At 31.5% G+C, this 21,270-nt stretch carries 20 protein-coding genes and 1 pseudogene; 15 read left to right on the forward strand and 6 right to left on the reverse strand.

All coding sequences use genetic code 11. The annotated features are described in order from the left end of the window. Positions 1-30 precede the first annotated feature (30 nt). From rnjA to def, 3 genes are all read right to left on the reverse strand, one after another. Complete coding sequence (gene rnjA / locus HMPREF2647_RS10625; protein WP_002448244.1) at positions 31-1,710, reverse strand: ribonuclease J1; 1,680 nt, start codon at positions 1,708-1,710, stop codon at positions 31-33. Beyond that, positions 1,710-1,928 carry a DNA-dependent RNA polymerase subunit epsilon gene (locus tag HMPREF2647_RS10630; RefSeq protein ID WP_002448185.1) on the reverse strand — a complete coding sequence of 73 codons (219 nt, stop codon included), beginning with the start codon at positions 1,926-1,928 and terminating at the stop codon, positions 1,710-1,712. The genes rnjA and HMPREF2647_RS10630 overlap by 1 nt, the downstream gene beginning before the upstream one ends. A gap of 355 nt (positions 1,929-2,283) precedes the next feature. Continuing rightward, entirely contained in the window at positions 2,284-2,835 is a 552-nt protein-coding gene (gene def / locus HMPREF2647_RS10635; protein WP_002448106.1) for a peptide deformylase, read from the reverse strand. Positions 2,836-2,969: 134 nt separating this feature from the next. On the opposite strand from def, the gene HMPREF2647_RS10640 reads away from it, so the two are divergent. The 12 genes from HMPREF2647_RS10640 to auxB all read left to right on the forward strand — a co-directional run bounded on the left by HMPREF2647_RS10640 (position 2,970) and on the right by auxB (position 14,870). Then, on the forward strand, positions 2,970-3,599 hold the full coding sequence (locus HMPREF2647_RS10640; protein ID WP_049379546.1) for a YkyA family protein: 630 nt from the start codon (positions 2,970-2,972) through the stop codon (positions 3,597-3,599). Positions 3,600-3,765: 166 nt separating this feature from the next. Next, positions 3,766-4,878 carry a pyruvate dehydrogenase (acetyl-transferring) E1 component subunit alpha gene (pdhA, locus tag HMPREF2647_RS10645; protein ID WP_002448048.1) on the forward strand — a complete coding sequence of 371 codons (1,113 nt, stop codon included), beginning with the start codon at positions 3,766-3,768 and terminating at the stop codon, positions 4,876-4,878. A gap of 3 nt (positions 4,879-4,881) precedes the next feature. Further along, entirely contained in the window at positions 4,882-5,859 is a 978-nt protein-coding gene (locus tag HMPREF2647_RS10650; RefSeq protein WP_002448131.1) for an alpha-ketoacid dehydrogenase subunit beta, read from the forward strand. Positions 5,860-6,067: 208 nt separating this feature from the next. After that, positions 6,068-7,372: a dihydrolipoamide acetyltransferase family protein gene (locus HMPREF2647_RS10655; protein WP_048762323.1), complete on the forward strand. Its 1,305-nt coding sequence runs from the start codon at positions 6,068-6,070 to the stop codon at positions 7,370-7,372. A 3-nt stretch (positions 7,373-7,375) separates the two neighbouring features. After that, entirely contained in the window at positions 7,376-8,782 is a 1,407-nt protein-coding gene (gene lpdA, locus HMPREF2647_RS10660) for a dihydrolipoyl dehydrogenase (RefSeq protein ID WP_002455496.1), read from the forward strand. 144 nt (positions 8,783-8,926) lie between these two features. Beyond that, positions 8,927-9,199 (forward strand): UPF0223 family protein, encoded by a 273-nt coding sequence (locus HMPREF2647_RS10665; RefSeq protein WP_048762325.1) that lies wholly within the window; start codon positions 8,927-8,929, stop codon positions 9,197-9,199. 130 nt (positions 9,200-9,329) lie between these two features. Next, positions 9,330-9,869 carry a helix-turn-helix domain-containing protein gene (locus tag HMPREF2647_RS10670; RefSeq protein ID WP_017175747.1) on the forward strand — a complete coding sequence of 180 codons (540 nt, stop codon included), beginning with the start codon at positions 9,330-9,332 and terminating at the stop codon, positions 9,867-9,869. A gap of 13 nt (positions 9,870-9,882) precedes the next feature. After that, positions 9,883-10,977 carry an ABC transporter ATP-binding protein gene (locus HMPREF2647_RS10675; protein ID WP_017175746.1) on the forward strand — a complete coding sequence of 365 codons (1,095 nt, stop codon included), beginning with the start codon at positions 9,883-9,885 and terminating at the stop codon, positions 10,975-10,977. Next, positions 10,970-11,773 (forward strand): ABC transporter permease, encoded by an 804-nt coding sequence (locus tag HMPREF2647_RS10680; protein WP_049379545.1) that lies wholly within the window; start codon positions 10,970-10,972, stop codon positions 11,771-11,773. Before HMPREF2647_RS10675 ends, HMPREF2647_RS10680 begins: the two co-directional genes overlap by 8 nt. 5 nt (positions 11,774-11,778) lie before the next feature. After that, positions 11,779-12,588, forward strand: a complete 810-nt coding sequence (locus HMPREF2647_RS10685) for an ABC transporter permease (protein WP_017175744.1) — start codon at positions 11,779-11,781, stop codon at positions 12,586-12,588. Then, positions 12,585-13,658 carry an ABC transporter substrate-binding protein gene (locus HMPREF2647_RS10690; RefSeq protein ID WP_049379544.1) on the forward strand — a complete coding sequence of 358 codons (1,074 nt, stop codon included), beginning with the start codon at positions 12,585-12,587 and terminating at the stop codon, positions 13,656-13,658. The genes HMPREF2647_RS10685 and HMPREF2647_RS10690 overlap by 4 nt, the downstream gene beginning before the upstream one ends. 72 nt (positions 13,659-13,730) lie before the next feature. Then, positions 13,731-14,870, forward strand: coding sequence for a lipoteichoic acid stability factor AuxB (gene auxB / locus HMPREF2647_RS10695; protein ID WP_048681283.1), 1,140 nt, complete (start codon positions 13,731-13,733; stop codon positions 14,868-14,870). A gap of 360 nt (positions 14,871-15,230) precedes the next feature. Here the strand turns inward: auxB and HMPREF2647_RS10700 are convergent, their stop codons facing one another. Further along, positions 15,231-16,577, reverse strand: coding sequence for an Nramp family divalent metal transporter (locus tag HMPREF2647_RS10700; RefSeq protein WP_070860095.1), 1,347 nt, complete (start codon positions 16,575-16,577; stop codon positions 15,231-15,233). 179 nt (positions 16,578-16,756) lie between these two features. Beyond that, positions 16,757-17,368, reverse strand: coding sequence for a YktB family protein (locus HMPREF2647_RS10705; protein WP_070860097.1), 612 nt, complete (start codon positions 17,366-17,368; stop codon positions 16,757-16,759). A 354-nt stretch (positions 17,369-17,722) separates the two neighbouring features. On the opposite strand from HMPREF2647_RS10705, the pseudogene HMPREF2647_RS10710 reads away from it, so the two are divergent. Both HMPREF2647_RS10710 and HMPREF2647_RS10715 read left to right on the forward strand, forming a co-directional pair. Beyond that, positions 17,723-17,977 (forward strand): annotated as a pseudogene (locus tag HMPREF2647_RS10710) (GNAT family N-acetyltransferase); the annotation flags it as partial. Positions 17,978-18,216: 239 nt separating this feature from the next. Beyond that, complete coding sequence (locus HMPREF2647_RS10715) at positions 18,217-19,032, forward strand: inositol monophosphatase family protein (RefSeq protein WP_019835367.1); 816 nt, start codon at positions 18,217-18,219, stop codon at positions 19,030-19,032. A gap of 68 nt (positions 19,033-19,100) precedes the next feature. On the opposite strand, the gene HMPREF2647_RS10720 is transcribed toward HMPREF2647_RS10715, so the two are convergent. Next, positions 19,101-19,292, reverse strand: coding sequence for a DUF5325 family protein (locus HMPREF2647_RS10720; protein ID WP_002448174.1), 192 nt, complete (start codon positions 19,290-19,292; stop codon positions 19,101-19,103). Positions 19,293-19,390: 98 nt separating this feature from the next. Here HMPREF2647_RS10720 and typA point away from each other — a divergent pair, with 98 nt between their 5' ends. Continuing rightward, positions 19,391-21,235, forward strand: coding sequence for a translational GTPase TypA (typA, locus tag HMPREF2647_RS10725; RefSeq protein WP_017175739.1), 1,845 nt, complete (start codon positions 19,391-19,393; stop codon positions 21,233-21,235). Positions 21,236-21,270 lie beyond the last annotated feature (35 nt).

Consider the following 21,270-nt stretch of genomic DNA (forward strand, 5'->3'; position numbering starts at 1 on the left):
ATTTTGTTAGGAATTATGTCCCAGCCTCTTTTATTCTTCATTTACTTTCATAATTACTGGTAAAATCATTGGACGACGAGCAGTTTTTTCATATAAATATGGCTGTAACGTTTCAATGATTGAAGATTTAATTTGATGCCATTGAATATCATCATTTGAATTTAGTTTTGAAATAACATCCGTTTTAATTTTTCGTTGTGCATCATAAATTAATTGGCCAGATTCACGCATATAAACAAAACCACGTGAAATAATATCTGGACCTGAAAGAAGTTTATTTGTATTAAAATCAATACTTACTACAACAATAACCAATCCTTCTTCAGATAATAATTTACGATCCCGAATGACAACATTACCAATATCACCGATGCCACTTCCATCAACTAATACATTACCAGATGGAATTCGACCAGCTTTACGCGCAGAATCGTGTGTTAAAGCTAAGACATCACCAATATCAAAAATAAAGACATTTTCTTCTTTAACACCACAATCAATACCTGTTTGACCATGAGCTTTTAACATACGATACTCACCATGAATAGGTAAGAAGTATTTAGGTTGAATTAAACGAAGCATTAACTGCTGGTCGCCTTGGGAACCATGTCCTGATGTATGAATGTTAGAAATCTTACTGTGAATAACATCAGCACCAGCTTTATATAATGCGTTAATTGTACGATTGATGCTTTTAGTATTCCCTGGAATAGGAGAAGAACTGAATACTACAGTATCATCAGGTATAATTTTAATTTGTTTGTGTGTACCATTAGCGATACGCGAAAGTGCAGCCATTGGTTCACCTTGAGAGCCAGTGCATAAAATAAGTAACTCGTGTTTAGGAATATTATTAATTTTGTTAGGCTCAACAAATGTTTCGGGAGGTGCTTTGATATAACCAAGCTCCATACCAATCTTAATATTATTTTCCATTGAACGGCCAAAAGTTACAATTTTACGATTATATTTAATTGCTGCTTCCACCGCTTGTTGGACACGATAGATGTTTGATGCAAAGGTTGCGAAAATAATACGACCTTTACAGTTACGGAAAATTTTATCTACATTTTGTCCAACTTCACGTTCACTTAATGTGAAATCAGGAACTAGCGCATTCGTAGAGTCAGATAACAAGCATAATACGCCTTCTTTACCAAGCTCTGCCATTTTGGCGATATTAGCAGGCGCACCAACAGGTGTAAAATCAAATTTGAAGTCACCAGTATGGACAATTTTACCTTCAGGTGTGTCAACAACAACACCATATGCTTCTGGGATACTATGCGTAGTTAAGTAAAAAGAAATTTCAAAATGTTTAGATTTTATAACACTATCTTCTGTAATTTCATTTAAACTAGCATTACGCAGTAAATTGTGTTCTTCTAATTTATTGCGTATTAAACCTAAAGCTAAAGGGCCACCATAAATAGGCACATTAATTTGCTTTAATAGGTAGGGCACACCACCTATATGGTCTTCATGTCCATGAGTAATAAATAAACCAACAATTTTATCTTGATTTTGTTCTAAGTAGGTATAATCAGGAATAACGTAGTCTATACCTAATAAATTATCATCAGGGAACTTAATTCCAGCATCGATGATAACAATTTCATCTTTATACTCCACAGCATAAGTGTTTTTACCAACCTCACCTAAGCCGCCTAGAGCATATACACCTACTTCATTAGAATGTAATTGTTTCATTATTGAGCGTTCTCCACATTAAAGTGATCAGAATGTTCTTTTTCATATTCTAAATGTGCGCCCTCTAATTTAGTAATAAATTCGATATTATAATTGCGATCTTTTAAATAACGTCTTACTTGTTCTTCAGTTTCACCTTCAACATAAATTGTGTTTGTGTTCTCACGAACAATTACTTCGTCTTTATTATGTTGAAAAAATACTTTAAATACTGCCATGATATATATTTCCTCCTAAATAAATGTTTATTTATTGTCTTATGAGCACAAGTAGAAAATAAATAAAATATACATGTTTATTTATTTTCACATCTAACGTGAATGCTACATAACAGGTATTTTAAATTTTTAATATAAAATAATATTTATTTTACTGTGCTTAAAGGCAAATCATACATGTCGTTCATTTTTGAAAGATAGTAATTTACTATGATTTCAGTTAACTTTTATTTTACCTTATGTATCAGAATAAATAAAGCAGTTTATATGTAGTAAAAGTAGTAGGAAATTGAATAAAAAAAGAAAAGCCTAACACATTTATTACAATAATGTAAAAATGCATTAGGCTTGAATATTAAACTTCAACTGAGTCTGGTAATGGAGTAAGAGGATGATCTTTATCGATATAATCGTAGAACATAATGCCGTTTAAATGATCAATTTCATGTTGAAATACAATTGCTGGATAACCTTTTAAACGTAATTTAACTTCATTACCATCAATATCATAAGCTTTAATTGTTGTTCTATAATGACGATGAACTAAACCAGGTATATTTTCATCTACGCTTAAACACCCCTCACCAGTAGGTAAATAAGCGTGTTGGACACTATGACTAATTACTTTAGGATTGACTAACATATAGTCGTAAGATTTACCTTCCCCGTCGTCGGGTAAATACACAGCTATCATTTTTTTTGAGATATTAATTTGTGGTGCAGCTAAACCTACTCCAGAGCGTAGACCGTATTTTTTAGCAATTTCATCATCTTGACTATTAATTAAAAATTCACGCATATCACGCAAAGTATTTTTATCTTCTTCAGAAAGAGGTAAATTCACGTCTTTTGCTTTTTCGCGTAACGTAGGATGTCCATCTCTAATAATATCTTTCATTGTTAACATGTTATACACCTTCCTTATATAATATAAAATATAACAGATAATATACATTTACGTACATTATATAGTTTCATTTGATTTATAAACTATCTTTATATAATATTACAATCGAAACACTATGAGGAGGAATGACATTAATGAAATTACGTAAAACCATAGTTGTTGCAGCTGCCTCTACACTTTTATTAGCTGGTTGTACAACTGATAAAAAAGAGGTAAAAGCTTATGACGAGAATGTTCAAAAAGCATTTGATAAAGAACAATCTATAAATGAGGTTAGTAAAAAACTAAATTCACTTGAAGAAAAGAAACAAGGTTTGTATAAAAAAGCAAATAGCAATGACATTAATACACGTAGTAAAGCAGCTGACGATGTACTTGATAATATTGATAAACGAGAAAAAACCTTTGATAAGGAAGTTTCAATTTTAAAAAATTCCGAAAAGCAATTTAAAAAAGGCGATTCTCATATTAACGATATTAAAAATGATAATAAAAGAAAAGAAGTTAAACAACTTGACGATGCTATAAAAAACAAATATAAAACACATGACGACTATGCTAAAGCTTATAGAAATGTATTAAGTAAAGAAAAAGATTTATTTGAATTAGTCAAACAAGATGGAGTAACGCAATCTCAAGTAGACGAAAAAAACAATGCGCTTAATAAAGCTCAAGAAAACTTTAAGAAAAAATTCCAGGCTTATGCTAAGGCAATGAATACAGTTAATAAAGAAAAACAAGACGTCGATCATTTAATCTCTTAACATCACTAATACAGTGTTAATTGTTACATTGATACAGTTTCTCAGACTGTATCTTTTTTTAGTAATACAGAACTTTATGAAAATGTTTAACAGTCTAAAATAATTGTGGTACACTATGAGTGGATAAAATGAATTTCTATTATATGGGAAAGGTATGGTGAATTGAATGGCTCCTAAGTTACAAGCCCAATTCGATGCAGTAAAAGTATTAAATGATACTCAGTCGAAATTTGAAATGGTTCAAATTTTGGACGTAGATGGTAATGTCGTAAATGAAGACTTAGTACCTGATTTAACTGATGAACAATTAGTAGAATTAATGGAAAGAATGGTGTGGACACGTATTCTTGACCAACGTTCTATTTCTTTAAATAGACAAGGTCGTTTAGGTTTCTATGCTCCAACAGCAGGACAAGAAGCATCTCAATTAGCTTCTCAATATGCTTTAGAAAAAGAAGACTTCATTTTACCTGGTTACCGTGATGTACCACAACTTATTTGGCACGGTTTACCGTTAACTGATGCTTTCTTATTCTCAAGAGGTCACTTTAAAGGTAACCAATTCCCTGAAGGCGTAAACGCATTCAGTCCACAAATCATTATCGGTGCACAATACATCCAAACAGCTGGTGTGGCATTCGGTATTAAAAAACGTGGTAAAAAAGCAGTTGCTATCACTTACACTGGTGATGGTGGTTCTTCACAAGGTGATTTCTACGAAGGTATTAACTTTGCTTCTGCTTATAAAGCACCAGCAATCTTTGTTATCCAAAACAATAACTATGCTATTTCTACTCCACGTAGTAAACAAACAGCTGCTACTACATTAGCTCAAAAAGCAATTGCAGTAGGTATCCCTGGTATCCAAGTTGATGGTATGGATGCATTAGCTGTATATCAAGCTACTAAAGAAGCTCGTGATCGCGCAATTAATGGTGAAGGTCCAACATTAATCGAAACTATGACTTATCGTTATGGTCCACATACAATGGCTGGAGATGATCCAACTCGTTACAGAACTTCAGATGAAGATGCAGAGTGGGAGAAAAAAGACCCGTTAGTTCGTTTCAGAAAATTCTTAGAAAATAAAGGATTATGGAGCGAAGAGAAAGAAAACGAAGTTATTGAACGTGCTAAAGACGACATCAAGAAAGCAATTAAAGAGGCTGACAATACTCCAAAACAAACTGTTCTTGACTTAATGGATATCATGTATGAAGATATGCCTCAAAATTTAGCTGAACAATATGAAATTTACAAAGAGAAGGAGTCGAAATAAGCCATGGCACAAATGACAATGGTTCAAGCGATTAACAATGCGCTTAAAACTGAATTGCAAAATGACGAAAACGTTTTAATTTTCGGTGAAGACGTTGGTGTTAACGGCGGTGTATTCCGTGTTACTGAAGGTTTACAAAAAGAATTCGGTGAAGACCGTGTATTCGACACACCATTAGCTGAATCTGGTATTGGTGGTTTAGCTCTTGGTTTAACTGTAGAAGGTTTCCGTCCTGTAATGGAAATTCAATTCTTAGGATTCGTATTTGAAGTGTTTGACGAAGTTGCTGGTCAAATCGCTCGTACGCGTTTCCGTTCAGGTGGTTCTAAAACTGCTCCTGTAACAATTCGTACACCATTTGGTGGTGGGGTACACACTCCAGAATTACACGCAGATAACTTAGAAGGTATTTTAGCTCAATCACCAGGTATTAAAGTAGTTATTCCATCTGGTCCTTATGATGCTAAAGGTTTATTACTTTCATCAATTAGATCAAACGATCCAGTTGTATATTTAGAGCACATGAAATTATATCGTTCATTCCGTGAAGAAGTTCCTGAAGAAGAATATACAATTGAAATTGGTAAAGCAAATGTCAAAAAAGAAGGTAATGACATTACATTAATTGCATACGGTGCAATGGTACAAGAATCTGAAAAAGCTGCAGAAGAACTTGAAAAAGAAGGTTACTCTGTAGAAGTTATCGATTTACGTACAGTTCAACCAATCGATATTGATACATTAGTTGCATCAGTTGAAAAAACTGGTCGTGCAGTAGTTGTTCAAGAAGCTCAACGTCAAGCTGGTGTTGGTGCTACTGTAGCAGCTGAATTAGCTGAACGTGCTATTCTTTCATTAGAAGCTCCAATTGCACGTGTTGCTGCTGCTGATACTGTATATCCATTTACTCAAGCTGAAAACGTTTGGTTACCAAATAAAAATGATATTATTGAACAAGCTAAAGCTACTTTAGAATTCTAATAGTATATACAAAACAGTAAGCTATATATGAATCTATATATTTAAAATAAGTATTTTCTATTTATTTTATGTATATATAATTAATTGTAAACTAGAGACGTAGGACAAAATGATAAAGTGTTAACAGACACGACATATTATTCTGTCCTTCCTCTATGTTATAAATTTATTTAAATAATAAATATTTAAATCTTAGGAGGATAAGAACGTGGCATTTGAATTTAGACTACCCGACATTGGTGAAGGTATCCACGAAGGTGAAATCGTTAAGTGGTTTGTTTCAGCCGGAGATACAATTGAAGAGGATGACGTATTAGCAGAGGTTCAAAATGATAAATCTGTAGTAGAAATCCCATCTCCTGTAAGCGGTACAATTGAAGAAGTAGTAGTTGAAGAAGGCACTGTAGCAGTTGTAGGTGATGTCATTGTTAAAATTGACGCACCAGATGCAGAAGAAATGCAATTTAAAGGTCATGATGATGACGATGCTTCATCTAAAGAAGAAGAACCTGCAAAAGAAGAAGCTAAAACTGAAGAAACTCCAGCAGCTTCAACATCACAAGATGAAAAAGTAGACGAAAATAGACGAATTAAAGCAATGCCATCTGTACGTAAATATGCACGTGAAAAAGGCGTGAACATTAAAGCAGTTTCTGGTTCAGGTAAAAATGGACGTATTACTAAAGAAGACATCGATAACCACTTAAATGGTGGCGGTGCTCAAGCAGCAACAGCTTCAAATGAAAGTGCAGCTGCTTCAACATCAGAAGATACTTCTGCAGTTCAAACTCAATCAGTACCTGAAGGAGACTTCCCTGAAACTACAGAAAAAATCCCTGCTATGCGTAAAGCAATTGCTAAAGCAATGGTTAACTCAAAACACACTGCTCCACACGTAACATTAATGGATGAAATTGATGTTCAAGAATTATGGGATCACCGTAAAAAATTCAAAGAAGTTGCAGCTGAACAAGGTATTAAATTAACATTCTTACCATATGTTGTTAAAGCGCTTGTTTCTGCACTTAAAAAATACCCAGCACTTAATACATCATTTAATGAAGAAGCTGGTGAAATTGTACACAAACATTACTGGAATATCGGTATCGCTGCAGATACTGAAAGAGGTTTATTAGTACCTGTAGTTAAAAATGCAGATCGTAAATCTATTTTCCAAATCTCAGATGAAATCAATGAATTAGCTGTTAAAGCTCGTGATGGTAAATTAACATCTCAAGAAATGAGCGGTGCTACATGTACAATTAGTAACATCGGTTCAGCTGGTGGACAATGGTTCACTCCAGTTATCAATCACCCAGAAGTAGCTATTTTAGGTATTGGACGTATTGCTCAAAAACCTATTGTTAAAGATGGTGAAATTGTAGCAGCTCCAGTATTAGCATTATCATTAAGCTTTGACCACAGACAAATTGATGGTGCAACTGGTCAAAATGCTATGAATCATATCAAACGCTTATTAAATAATCCAGAATTATTATTAATGGAGGGGTAAAACATGGTAGTTGGAGATTTCCCAATTGAAACAGATACTATTGTAATCGGAGCAGGTCCTGGTGGATATGTTGCTGCAATTCGTGCAGCTCAATTAGGGCAAAAAGTTACTATTGTTGAAAAAGGTGACTTAGGTGGTGTGTGCTTAAACGTTGGATGTATTCCTTCAAAAGCGTTATTACATGCTTCTCATCGTTTCGTAGAAGCTCAACACTCTGAAAATTTAGGAATTATAGCTGAAAGCGTATCACTTAAATTTGATAAAGTTCAAGAATTTAAACAATCAGTTGTTAATAAATTAACTGGCGGTGTTGAAGGTTTATTAAAAGGTAATAAAGTTGACATCGTTCGTGGTGAAGCTTATTTCGTAGATGAAAATAGTTTACGTGTTATGGATGAGAAAAGTGCTCAAACGTATAACTTCAAAAATGCTATTATTGCAACTGGTTCAAGACCAATTGAAATTCCTAATTTTGAATTTGGTAAACGCGTTATCGATTCAACAGGCGCTTTAAACTTACAAGAAGTTCCTGGTAAATTAGTAGTTGTCGGTGGCGGTTATATTGGTTCAGAACTTGGTACTGCCTTTGCTAACTTCGGTTCTGAAGTTACAATTTTAGAAGGTGCTAAAGAAATTCTTGGCGGTTTCGAAAAACAAATGGTTCAACCTGTTAAAAAAGGTATGAAAGAAAAAGGCGTTGAAATTATCACTGAAGCTATGGCTAAAAACGCTGAAGAAACTGAAAACGGTGTTAAAGTTACTTACGAAGCTAAAGGTGAAGAAAAAACAATTGAAGCTGATTATGTATTAGTAACTGTAGGTCGTCGTCCAAATACAGACGAATTAGGCTTAGAAGAATTAGGTCTTAAATTTGCTGATCGTGGATTATTAGAAGTAGACAAACAAAGTCGTACTTCTATTAAAAACATCTACGCAATTGGTGATATCGTACCTGGTTTACCACTTGCACACAAAGCAAGTTATGAAGGTAAAGTAGCTGCAGAAGTAATCTCAGGTCAAGCATCAGAAGTTGATTACATTGGTATGCCTGCTGTATGCTTCACTGAACCAGAATTAGCTCAAGTTGGCTATACTGAAGCTCAAGCTAAAGAAGAAGGTTTAGATTTCAAAGCATCTAAATTCCCTTATGCTGCTAACGGACGTGCTTTATCATTAGATGATACAACTGGTTTCGTTAAATTAATTACATTAAAAGAAGATGACACAGTTATTGGTGCTCAAGTAGCAGGTAATGGTGCTTCTGATATTATTTCTGAATTAGGTTTAGCTATCGAAGCAGGCATGAATGCTGAAGATATCGCATTAACTGTTCATGCTCACCCAACATTAGGTGAAATGACTATGGAAGTTGCTGAAAAAGCTATTGGATTACCAATCCATACTATGTAATTTCCTTTTGAAATAATTGTGAATTAAATCGACGTATTTAATTGAAATAATTGAAATAACCATTTACGGTGGGACTATGATTTTTATAAGGAATCTAGTTCCACCTTTTTTTATAGAAATAAGTTTATATTTTGGAGGGTAACTATGGAATATCAATATCCACTCGATTTAGATTGGTCTAATGATGAAATGGTTGAAGTTATTAAATTTTTTAATCAAATCGAAAACTATTATGAAAAGTCTATAATAGGTACTGAGTTAATGGAACAATATAAAAAATTTAAACAAATTGTGCCAAGTAAAGCTGAAGAAAAACAAATTTTTAAAGAATTTGAAGAAAAAAGTGGCTATAATAGCTATAAAGTAATCCAAGAAGTTAAAAAGCATCCTGATCGAGAAAATTTTAGTAAACATTAAGATTGCTAATTCAATCTCAATTTTTTAATATACCTATTGAATTTAAAGCTGTATTTTGTTATTTTTATTAAGCATTAAACAAAATGTTTGATAATAGTAAACAATATACAGCTTTTTTAGGTGGTTAGTTATGCAGATTGGATATAAATTAAAAAATTTAAGACGTCAAAAAAATCTTACTCAAGAAGAGTTAGCGGAACGAACTGATTTATCAAAAGGATATATTTCACAAATTGAAAGTGAATATGCGTCTCCAAGTATGGAAACATTTTTAAATATATTAGAAGTATTAGGTACTACACCAAGTGATTTTTTTAAAGAAAAAGCGAAAGAGAAAGTATTATATAAAAAAAGTGAACGAACTATTTATGATGAATATGACAGAGGATATATTTTAAATTGGGTTGTACCTAGTTCAAATGAATATGAAATGGAACCTCTTATATTAACAATTAAGCCTGGATCATCGTACAAATCTTTTGAACCTTCTGAATCTGATACCTTTATTTATTGTTTAGAGGGATGTGTAATACTTACGTTAGGTAAGGAGCGCTATCAAGCTTATGAGGGAGATGTACTTTATTTTAGAGCAAATGAATTACATCAATTACATAATCATTCAGAAAATGAAGTTAAAATTCTAATTGTAGCAACAGCATCATATTTGTAAAGGAGGAAATGGATTGGAATCACTATTATCTTTTAAAAAAGTTACTAAGAAATTTAATGATACAACAATATTAAATAATATGAACTTAGATATTGAATCGGGATATTTTTATACGTTACTTGGTCCCTCAGGTTGTGGTAAAACTACGATTTTAAAGCTTATTGCAGGATTTGAACAACCTAATGAAGGTCAAATTATTTATAAAAATCAGTCTATCGAAAAATTACCTGCAAATAAACGTAAAGTAAATACAGTATTTCAAGATTATGCTTTATTTCCTCATTTAAATGTATATGAGAATATTGCTTTTGGTTTAAGACTAAAAAAGTTTTCTAAACAAGAGATTGATAAGGAAGTTAAAGAAGCATTAAAACTTGTTAAGCTCACAGGTTATGAACAACGTCATATTGATGAAATGAGTGGGGGACAAAAACAAAGAGTCGCTATTGCCAGAGCTATTGTAAATAAACCTGAAATTTTATTATTAGATGAATCTCTTTCGGCACTAGATTTAAAATTACGTACTGAAATGCAATATGAACTGCGTGAGTTACAAAAAAGATTAGGCATCACTTTTATTTTTGTTACTCATGATCAAGAAGAAGCATTGGCACTTAGTGATTATATTTTTGTGATGAAAGATGGTGAAATACAACAATTTGGTACACCAACAGATATTTATGATGAACCAGTGAATCGATTCGTGGCTGATTTTATTGGAGAATCTAATATTGTTGATGGCACAATGGTTAAAGATTTTGTAGTGAATATATATGGTCAGGATTTTGAATGTGTTGATGCTCGGATTCCATCTGGGAAAAAAATTGAAGTAGTGATTCGTCCAGAGGATATTTCTTTAGTTGAATCGACACAAGGTTTATTCACTGCAACTGTCGATTCAATGCTTTTTAGAGGTGTACATTACGAAATTTGTTGTATTGATGAAAAAGGGTATGAATGGGTTATTCAATCTACTAAAAAGACCACAATAGGAAGTCAGGTAGGTTTGTTTTTTGAACCGGAAGCTATTCATATTATGGTTCCTGGAGAAACTGAAGAAGAATTTGATAAACGTATTGAAAGTTATGAGGATATTGAACATGCGTAATTTAAATAAATTTCTCATCATTCCATATTTATTATGGATGATTATTTTTATTATTATTCCTGTGCTATTACTTGTATATTTTTCATTTATCGATATAAATGGTCATTTTAGTTTTACCAATTATCGACAAGTCTTTTCAATGAAATATTTAAAAATGATGTGGGATTCTATTTTTTATGCGGCACTTATAACAATCATTACACTAATTATAAGTTATCCTGCAGCCTATTTTATTAGATCTTCAAAATTCCAAAATATTTGGTTACTTATATTAATTATACCAACATGGATTAATTTATTGTTAAAAACGTATGCTTTTATTGGGATTTTAAGTCACGAAGGTATGATTAATAAAATGTTAGGTATAATGCATATTGATCCCCTAAATTTGTTGTTTACATCAGGTGCGTTTTTACTTGTTGCAAGTTATATTTATATACCATTTATGATTTTGCCTATTTTTAATAGCATGAAATCAATTCCTAATAATTTATTACAAGTTTCAAGTGATTTAGGTGCAAATACATTTACTACTTTTCGTAAAATCATACTTCCTTTGACTAAAGAAGGTATAATGACAGGTGTTCAAGTCACATTTATACCAGCACTATCATTATTTATGATTACTAGACTGATAGCTGGAAATAAAGTGATTAATATTGGTACATCTATTGAGGAACAATTTTTAGTTATTCAAAACTACGGAATGGGTTCGACAATAGCTATCTTTTTAATTGTATTTATGGCCTTTATCTTAATTATTACTAAATCTAAAGAAACAAATGGAAGAGGGTGAATTAAATGAAATGGTACGGAAAACTTTATATAGGAATATTACTTGTTGTATTATATCTTCCTATTTTTTTCTTAATGTTTTATTCGTTTAATTCAGCTGGAAATATGGTACATTTTGAACATTTTACATTAGAACATTATCAAGCTTTATTTCAAGATGATCATTTAATGTCTGTAATATTCAATACAATAGCAGTTGCATTGCTATCCGCAGCAGTATCTACTATTATAGGAACATTTGGAGCAATATCAATTTATTATTTGCGAAATAAGAAGTTTAAATTGACATTACTTACATTAAATAATGTACTAATGGTTTCATCTGATGTTGTCATAGGTGCCTCATTTTTAATTATGTTCACAGCTTTAGGACATATATTTGGATTAGGGCTAGGATTTGGAACAGTATTAGCATCGCATATTGCATTCTGTATACCTATAGTAGTCATTCTTGTGCTACCACAGCTATATGAAATGAATCATAATATGTTAAATGCAGCTCGTGATTTAGGCGCTACAGAATCTCAAGTACTCGGACGTATACTTTTACCAAACTTAATGCCTGCTATTATTGGTGGTTTTTTTATGGCACTTACCTATTCTCTAGATGATTTTACTGTAAGTTTTTTTGTGACAGGTAATGGATTTAGTGTCTTATCAGTAGAGGTGTATGCCATGGCTCGAAAAGGTATCAGTATGGAAATAAATGCTATTTCAACAATCTTATTTTTAGCTATTGTGCTAGGTATTATTGGATACTATGCACTTCAAAATACATTAAAACGTAGAAGTGCTAAAAGAGGTGCAATAGAATGAAACAATTTTTTCAGTTAATTATCGGTGCCATTGTAGTAGGATTGATATGTTTAGGAATAAGTCATTGGTTTAATTCTCAAGATAATACAAAAAATGGTAAAAAAGTCTATGTATATAACTGGGGAGAATACATTGATCCTGATTTAATAAAGAAATTTGAAAAAGAGACAGGTATACAAGTTGTTTATGAAACGTTTGATTCGAATGAAGCTATGGAAGCAAAAATTAAAAATGGTGGTACACATTATGATGTTGCATTTCCAAGTGAATATACGGTTCAAAAATTAAAAAGAGAACATTTATTAGAACCTTTAGATCATCAGAAAATACCCAATATTAAAAATTTGGATTCTGATTATATGAATATGGCTTATGATCCACATAATACCTATTCACTACCCTATTTTTTTGGAACGGTAGGTATTCTATACAATAAAAAAGCGTATCCTAATGAACAATTTGATAGTTGGAGCGATTTATATCAGTCTAAATACAAAAATGACATATTACTTGTTGACGGGGCTAGAGAAATTATAGGGTTAGCTTTAAATAAATTGGGTTATAGTTTAAATGATTCCAATCCTGTTCATATTAAGCAAGCAGAACAAGACTTACAATCTCTTACACCTCAAGTTAGAGGGGTAGTAGGCGATGAAATTACTATGATGCTTCAACAAAATGAAGGCCATATTGCTGTAGTATGGAGTGGTGTAGCAGCACCACTTGTTCAAGACGGAGATACTTATGATTATGTGGTTCCTAAAGAAGGTTCGAATTTATGGTTTGATAATATGGTCATTCCTAAAACTGCTCAAAATAAAGAAGGGGCATACCAATTTATTAACTTTTTATTAGATGCCAAAAATAATAAACAAAATACAGAATGGGTTGGGTATGCTACTCCGAATAAGGCAGCTAGAAATTTATTACCAAATAACATAAAAAACGATCCCCGTTTTTATCCAACTCAAAAAGAACAAAAACATTTAGAAGTTTATAAAGATTTAGGAGAGAAAACATTAGGAGAATATAACGAAAGTTTCTTGAATTTTAAAATGTCGTTAAAATAAGTGATAATTAGTAGTTATTTTCCTATAAATTAGATATAATAATCTGACAAGTCAATTAAGGAGTTGTAATAAATGTCAGGAGAACGATACACACAAATCAAACGACCTGTGAGCCGTTTAACTGAGAAACTTTTAGGTTGGATTAGTTGGATTTTCTTATTAATATTAACGGTTATTACAATGTTTATTGCACTCGTATCATTCAGTAATGATACATCTATTCAAAATCTTGAAAATTCCATGAATAATAATCAATTAATACAACAAATACTAGTTAACAATAGTCTAAATACGACTCAATTTGTTATATGGTTACAAAATGGAATTTGGGCAATTATCGTGTACTTTATCATTTGTTTATTAATTTCATTTTTAGCTTTAATTTCTATGAATATTAGAATTTTATCTGGAATATTATTTTTAATTGCTTCCATTATTACTTTGCCTTTAGTGTTATTATTTATTACATTAATTATTCCAATCTTCTTCTTCATTACAGCGATTATGATGTTTGCAAGAAGAAGTAAATTAGAAACTGTTCCAGCATATGGTTCTACTTACGATTATCCCCCTTATTATAATCAAAGAGATGATTATGATGATAGATATTATTATGAAGAAGAACCTACTCAATATAATGATGAAGAAGAGTACATAGAACCACCTCGTAAGACTAAAAAATCAGAACGTCGTACTCGTCGTAAACCTTCAAGTTATTATAATGAAAGAGAACATGATTATGAGGATTATAATCATATTAATCAAAATAATAATGAGCAAGATTTTAATGATGATATTGAGGAAGATAAATATAATCAATATCCTAAACGTGCTGTAACAAGTGAATATCAACAATCTTCAAATGATGATGATACTTCTGGCGTGCTTTCAAGACAAAGAAAGTATAAATATAAATCAAAAAATAGTATGCCGAATGAAGTTAATGATGATGATGAAAATATATTCAATGAAAATAATGTAGAAACAGACTCATATATTGATAAGAAAGAACAAAAAGCACAACGTAAAAGAGAAAAAGCGGAATTACGTGCTAAGAAAAAAGAAAAACGTAAAGCTTATAATCAACGTATGAAAGAAAAAAGAAAGAATCAGCCAAGTGCTGTTAATCAACGTCGAATGAATTATGAAGAACGTAAGCAAATTTTAAATAAAGAAGAAAACAAAGAGAAACACTCAGTTGATCAAGAATAATTGAAGGTTATTAGTTTTACGTATAGCTCCCAAGCAATTTGAATTAAATGGCTTGGGAGTTTATTTATAGTCAATAAAAATAAAATTAGATAAGTATGTAATAATAGAAAGATATAAATTAAAATAAAATGCATACATAATTGAAATGATATAATCGCAATAATCAGTTCTATTGGAGTATTTGTAAAACCTACATTAATATTAAAAATTAAATCTATACTATTCATATTATGACATTGATATGAAAGTTTAATATAGTGTGGTTTGCAATGATATTATGGAAGTTATAATGAATTAAAAGAATACAGAGAAAAACTATTGTTAAGATATCATGTTCAATACCTTAACAATAGTTTTATTTTATGCAAAAAATTCTTTAAATGTTTCGATAATTAAATAAACATTAAGTAGGCTTAGAATAATAATTAAACTCCAAGAACAAAAGTTAATCCAGTTTTTATTATAAAAAGGGCCCATTAATTTTTTGTTGCTTGTTGCAAGTTGTAAAGGAATGAGTGAAAACGGTAAAGCGATACTTAAAAATACTTGAGAAAGTACTAAAAGTTGTTCCATTTTATTTTCATTACCTTTAAATACAATTAAACAAATTATAACAGGAATGACAGCTAAACCTCTAGTTATTAATCGTCTTAACCAATTTGGAATTGATAATCTTAAAAATCCTTCCATAACAATTTGACCTGAGAGTGTTCCAGTGATTGTAGAATTTTGTCCAGATGCAAGTAGTGCAATAGCGAATAATGTACTCATGATACTGCCAAGTACTGACCCTAGAAGCGGCTGAGTTTTAAGGGCATGATATAAATCATAAAATCCTCCTAATTTATCAGCATTAACACCATAAAATAGTGCAGCACCTAATATAAGTAACAAGCAATTTACTATAAAAGCGATGCTTAATTGTATATTAGAATCAATTGTTGCATATTTTATTGCTTGTGCCTTATCGTTCTCATTAGTTCTATCATATTTACGTGATTGTACAATCGAAGAATGTAAATAGAGATTATGAGGCATAATTGTAGCACCAATAATCCCTAAAGCAATATACAGTACACTATGATTTGTAACGATATCCTTATGAGGAATAAAACCGTTAAGAATATTAATCACTTTAGGTGACGAAATAAATACTTCGAATAAGAAAATAATTAGAACAGTAAAAATTAATGTTCCGACAATCGCTTCGATTTTTCTGAAACCAAATTTCATAATAAAGAGTAAAAGAAAAACATCTAAAACAGTTATAAGTGCACCTATAATTAAAGGAATATTAAACAATAAATCTAGAGCTATTGCACTTCCGATAATTTCAGCAATATCTGTAGCGATAATAGCTAGTTCTGCTATTATCCAAAATATAATTGCTAACGGGCGATTTAAATAATAACGTGTCATTTGTGCTAAATCCATATCTGTAGCAATACCTAATCTCACTGTCATGCTTTGCAAAAGCATTGCAGATAAACTAGAAACTAAAATAATAAAAAGAAGGATATAGCCAAATTGTGCTCCACCTTGCATAGATGTAATCCAGTTACCTGGGTCCATATATCCTACCGCTACTAATAATCCTGGACCTAAAAAAGCTAGAAATTTTTGACTTGCACTTTTATGACTACTAAAATCTACTGTATTATTAATTTCATCTAAGCTGCGTTGTTTTTTATCACTCATATAATTCATTCATACACTCCTAAAATCTTTTTAATTATATTAACCTAAATATATTTTTAGGTCAACCTAAAAATGTTGTAAAAAAGAATATTACTGAATTTAGATGGATCTTCAAGACAGTGAGTGATTACCAATAAAATAAAAAACACCTGAGACTTCTAGTAAAGTCCCAGGCCGAAGAATAGTATTTATTCATATAATTTTAAGAATTCATCAAATGTTTCTTTAATAAAAGCTAAAAATGTTTCATCTGATTTTAATCGTTCATCACTAGGGGCTAAAGTACGTGCTATAAAAAATTCTCCTTTTTTCACATTTTTAACACGATCAATAGCTTGATGTAAATCAGTATCACTTAAATCTTTGATATATTGTTTATCTTTTTTCATGTGATTTAAACTGATTTGATAATCATTTGGAAGTTGTTTTAATGCATTAAAATGTTTGTCAAAAACTTTAACACGTTCTTCTTTATTTTTTCCTTCATGCATTATTCCATACATGATAAATAATTGATCCCTAAAAAGGCCAATTTGGAAGTGGGGTAACATTTTATAACCACGTTTATTAGGTGCAAAAGCGACCCAGGTATCTATAGGAGGATTAACACTTCTACGCGCATGTTTAGCAACATGTGCATAAAATGTTTCTCCAGTTTGAGAAGTGAAATACTCACTAAAATAATCGCCTAACTGATATAATTGAGGTCTAATATATTTATTTAAAGCTTCCATTCGTTCATCTAAACCCTCAACGTCAAATGCTTTAAAATCTTTAGGTGTAAATGTGTATTGTGTCATTGATCTTCCTCCTATTTTAATAGTATGTTGAGTTTATTGTAGCATATATTTCAAAGTGATGATGATAGAATAGTAATATACAATATAGATAGTTAATTTAAACTAATAAGGTAGAGTCAGTACCTAGATGTTAGTCATTTAATTTTTAGGATTTTACCCCTCGTGGTTAGGAGAGTGTCATGAGATTAATAAAAGTAAAAGAAAAAAGACTATAATACAATACTAAAAATTTGGGAGAAATCTGTAGTAAAAACACATGATTTTTTTAAAGAAGAAGATAGAATGCAATTAAAAAATGACCTTCTAACTTATTTAAAATATGTAGATGCATATCTATGATTTTATGATAAAGAAGTTATTGGTTTTTCGGGAATTAATGATGAAAATTTGGAAATGTTGTTTATAGATCCTAAACATTTTAATAAAGGTTACGGTACAATCATACTTCAGTCACTGATTCAAGAAGATAAAATCCAATATGTAGATGTTAATAAAGATAACCAACATGCATTGAAATTTTATATTAAAAATGGTTTTAAAGCATATAGTGAATCTCAAAAAGACAATCAAGGTAGAGATTACCCGATTTTACATTTAAAATTAGCTTAATGATCTTTTATTTATTTATCTTCCATAATTATAAGATGAATGTACATATTTATTCATATATTTTAAATGTTTTCAGTCTTTTATATCATGGATTTGATAGGTTGCTTTTATTGGCGACCTATTTTTATGCTTATAAACTATTCATAAGAGTTTAATATATAGTGATGAAGGTATAAAATGATGTATAACAATTATAAAATTGATTTGATGTATAATAGTAAGCAACAGGAGATGATAGTATGTCGCTATATGATTTTGCTAAAGGCTTAGTTTTAGAAGCAGGAAATAAAGTTAGAATAATGATGAAGGAAGAATTAAATATTGAAACAAAATCAAATCCGAATGACTTAGTTACAAATGTTGATAAAGCTACTGAAAATTATATATATGATGCGATTACCCATAGTTATCCAGAACATCGTGTTATTGGGGAAGAAGGACATGGTCATGATTTAACTCATGTTGAAGGGGTCGTATGGGTAGTGGATCCAATTGATGGCACATTAAACTTTGTACATCAAAAAGAAAATTTTGCTATCTCAATTGGTATCTATCGAAATGGTAAACCATACGCTGGCTTTGTATATGATGTAATGAAAGATGTTTTATATCATGCCAAGGTAGGTGAGGGTGCATTTGAAAATAAACATCCATTATCTACGATTGAATCTACCACCCTAAAGAAAAGCTTAATTGGTATCAACCCAAATTGGGTAACCAAACCTAAAATGGGTCCTATATTTCAAGATATAGTAAATGATGCAAGAAGCTGTAGAGCATATGGTAGTGCAGCTTTAGAAATTATAAGTGTAGCTAAAGGACAATTGGCTGCTTATATCACACCTAGATTACAGCCTTGGGACTTTGCTGGTGGTCTTATTGTATTAAATGAAGTTGGAGGCGTAGCTAGTAACTTATTAGGTGAACCATTAAATATTTCAAGTGCGAATTCAGTATTAGTAGGAAATTCAAATATTCATAAAGAAATATTAGAAATTTATCTAGCACCTAATACGACTACTTTAATAGATTTACATCAACGCTTTAAAAAATAAAAAATCTTATTTCAATAAAAAAAGCTTGAGGCAAAAATATCTCAAGCTTTATATATCTTAATGGTTGATTATAGCCAATTGTTTTCACGATACTTTTTCTTAAGCGTAAATCCGGCGCCAAACGTTGCAATGAAAAGAATAAATGTTAAAATCATCATTGGAATACTTCCAGCACCCACGCTGAAACTAAAGAGCACTAAAAATATAACTGCTACAATAGAAAGTATCCAGAATATACCTTTAGATTTTGGTTTTTCCATCCCCATCCCCACCTTTTAGTTATCTTTTGTTAATATTATGATATAATAAAAAAGTTGCAATTAAAAGTGGGAATTTACTCAAGAAAGGATATTATAAAATGACTAATAGAAGAGAAGATGTTCGTAATATTGCAATTATTGCTCACGTCGACCATGGTAAAACAACACTAGTTGACGAATTGCTTAAACAATCTGGAATCTTCAGAGAAAATGAGCATGTTGATGAAAGAGCAATGGACTCTAATGACTTAGAAAGAGAACGTGGTATTACAATTCTTGCTAAAAATACTGCGATAAATTATAAAGGTACAAGAATTAACATCTTAGATACACCAGGGCATGCTGACTTTGGTGGTGAAGTTGAACGTATCATGAAAATGGTAGATGGTGTTGTACTTGTTGTAGATGCCTACGAAGGTACGATGCCACAAACACGTTTCGTACTAAAAAAAGCATTAGAACAAAATTTAAAACCTGTTGTAGTAGTTAATAAAATTGATAAACCTTCTGCTAGACCAGAAGCGGTAGTAGATGAAGTATTAGATTTATTTATTGAACTTGAAGCAAATGATGAACAACTTGATTTCCCAGTTGTTTATGCATCAGCTGTAAATGGAACAGCGAGTCTTGATCCTGAAAAACAAGATGAAAACATGCAGTCTTTATATGAAACAATTCTTGATTACGTGCCTGCTCCAATTGATAACAGTGATGAACCACTACAATTCCAAGTAGCATTATTAGACTATAATGATTACGTTGGTCGTATTGGTATTGGTCGTGTATTTAGAGGTAAAATGCGTGTCGGCGATAATGTATCGCTTATTAAATTAGATGGTACAGTGAAAAACTTCCGTGTAACAAAAATCTTTGGTTTCTTTGGTTTAAAACGTGAAGAAATTGAAGAAGCACAAGCGGGAGATTTAATTGCTGTATCAGGAATGGAAGATATCAACGTAGGTGAAACAGTTACACCACATGATCATCAAGAAGCGTTACCAGTATTGCGTATTGATGAACCTACACTTGAAATGACATTCAAAGTAAATAATTCACCATTTGCTGGTCGTGAAGGTGATTTTGTAACTGCTCGTCAAATCCAAGAACGGTTAGATCAACAACTTGAAACAGATGTATCTTTAAAAGTTACACCAACAGATTCTCCAGATACGTGGATTGTAGCTGGCCGTGGAGAGTTGCACTTATCTATTTTAATTGAGAATATGAGACGTGAAGGGTTTGAACTTCAAGTTTCTAAACCTCAAGTTATTTTACGTGAAATTGATGGTGTATTAAGTGAACCATTTGAACGTGTTCAATGTGAAGTTCCATCTGAAAATGCTGGAGCAGTGATTGAATCGCTTGGTGCGCGTAAAGGTGAAATGTTAGACATGTTAACAACTGATAATGGATTAACACGTTTAATCTTTATGGTACCTGCACGTGGTATGATTGGATATACAACTGAATTTATGTCTATGACACGTGGTTATGGCATTATTAATCATACATTTGAAGAATTTAGACCTCGTGTTAAAGCACAAATTGGTGGCCGTCGTAATGGTGCATTAATTTCAATGGATCAAGGACAAGCAACAGCCTATGCCATCATTGGTCTAGAGGACAGAGGTGTAAACTTCATGGAACCAGGTACTGAAGTTTATGAAGGTATGATTGTAGGAGAACATAACCGTGAAAACGACTTAACAGTTAATATTACTAAAGCTAAACATCAAACTAACGTACGTTCAGCAACAAAAGATCAAACTCAAACAATGAATCGTCCAAGAATTTTAACGTTAGAAGAAGCATTAGAATATATTAATGATGATGAATTGGTTGAAGTAACGCCTCAAAGTATCCGTTTAAGAAAGAAAATATTAAATAAAGCTGCACGTGAAAAAGAAGCGAAACGTGTAAAACAAATGATGCAAGATCAATAAAACTAATAAAAAGACGCAACATCAAATTTGATGTT

Origin of the sequence: Staphylococcus sp. HMSC035D11 (assembly GCF_001836075.1) — a bacterium.
Taxonomy (GTDB): Bacteria; Bacillota; Bacilli; order Staphylococcales; family Staphylococcaceae; genus Staphylococcus; species Staphylococcus hominis.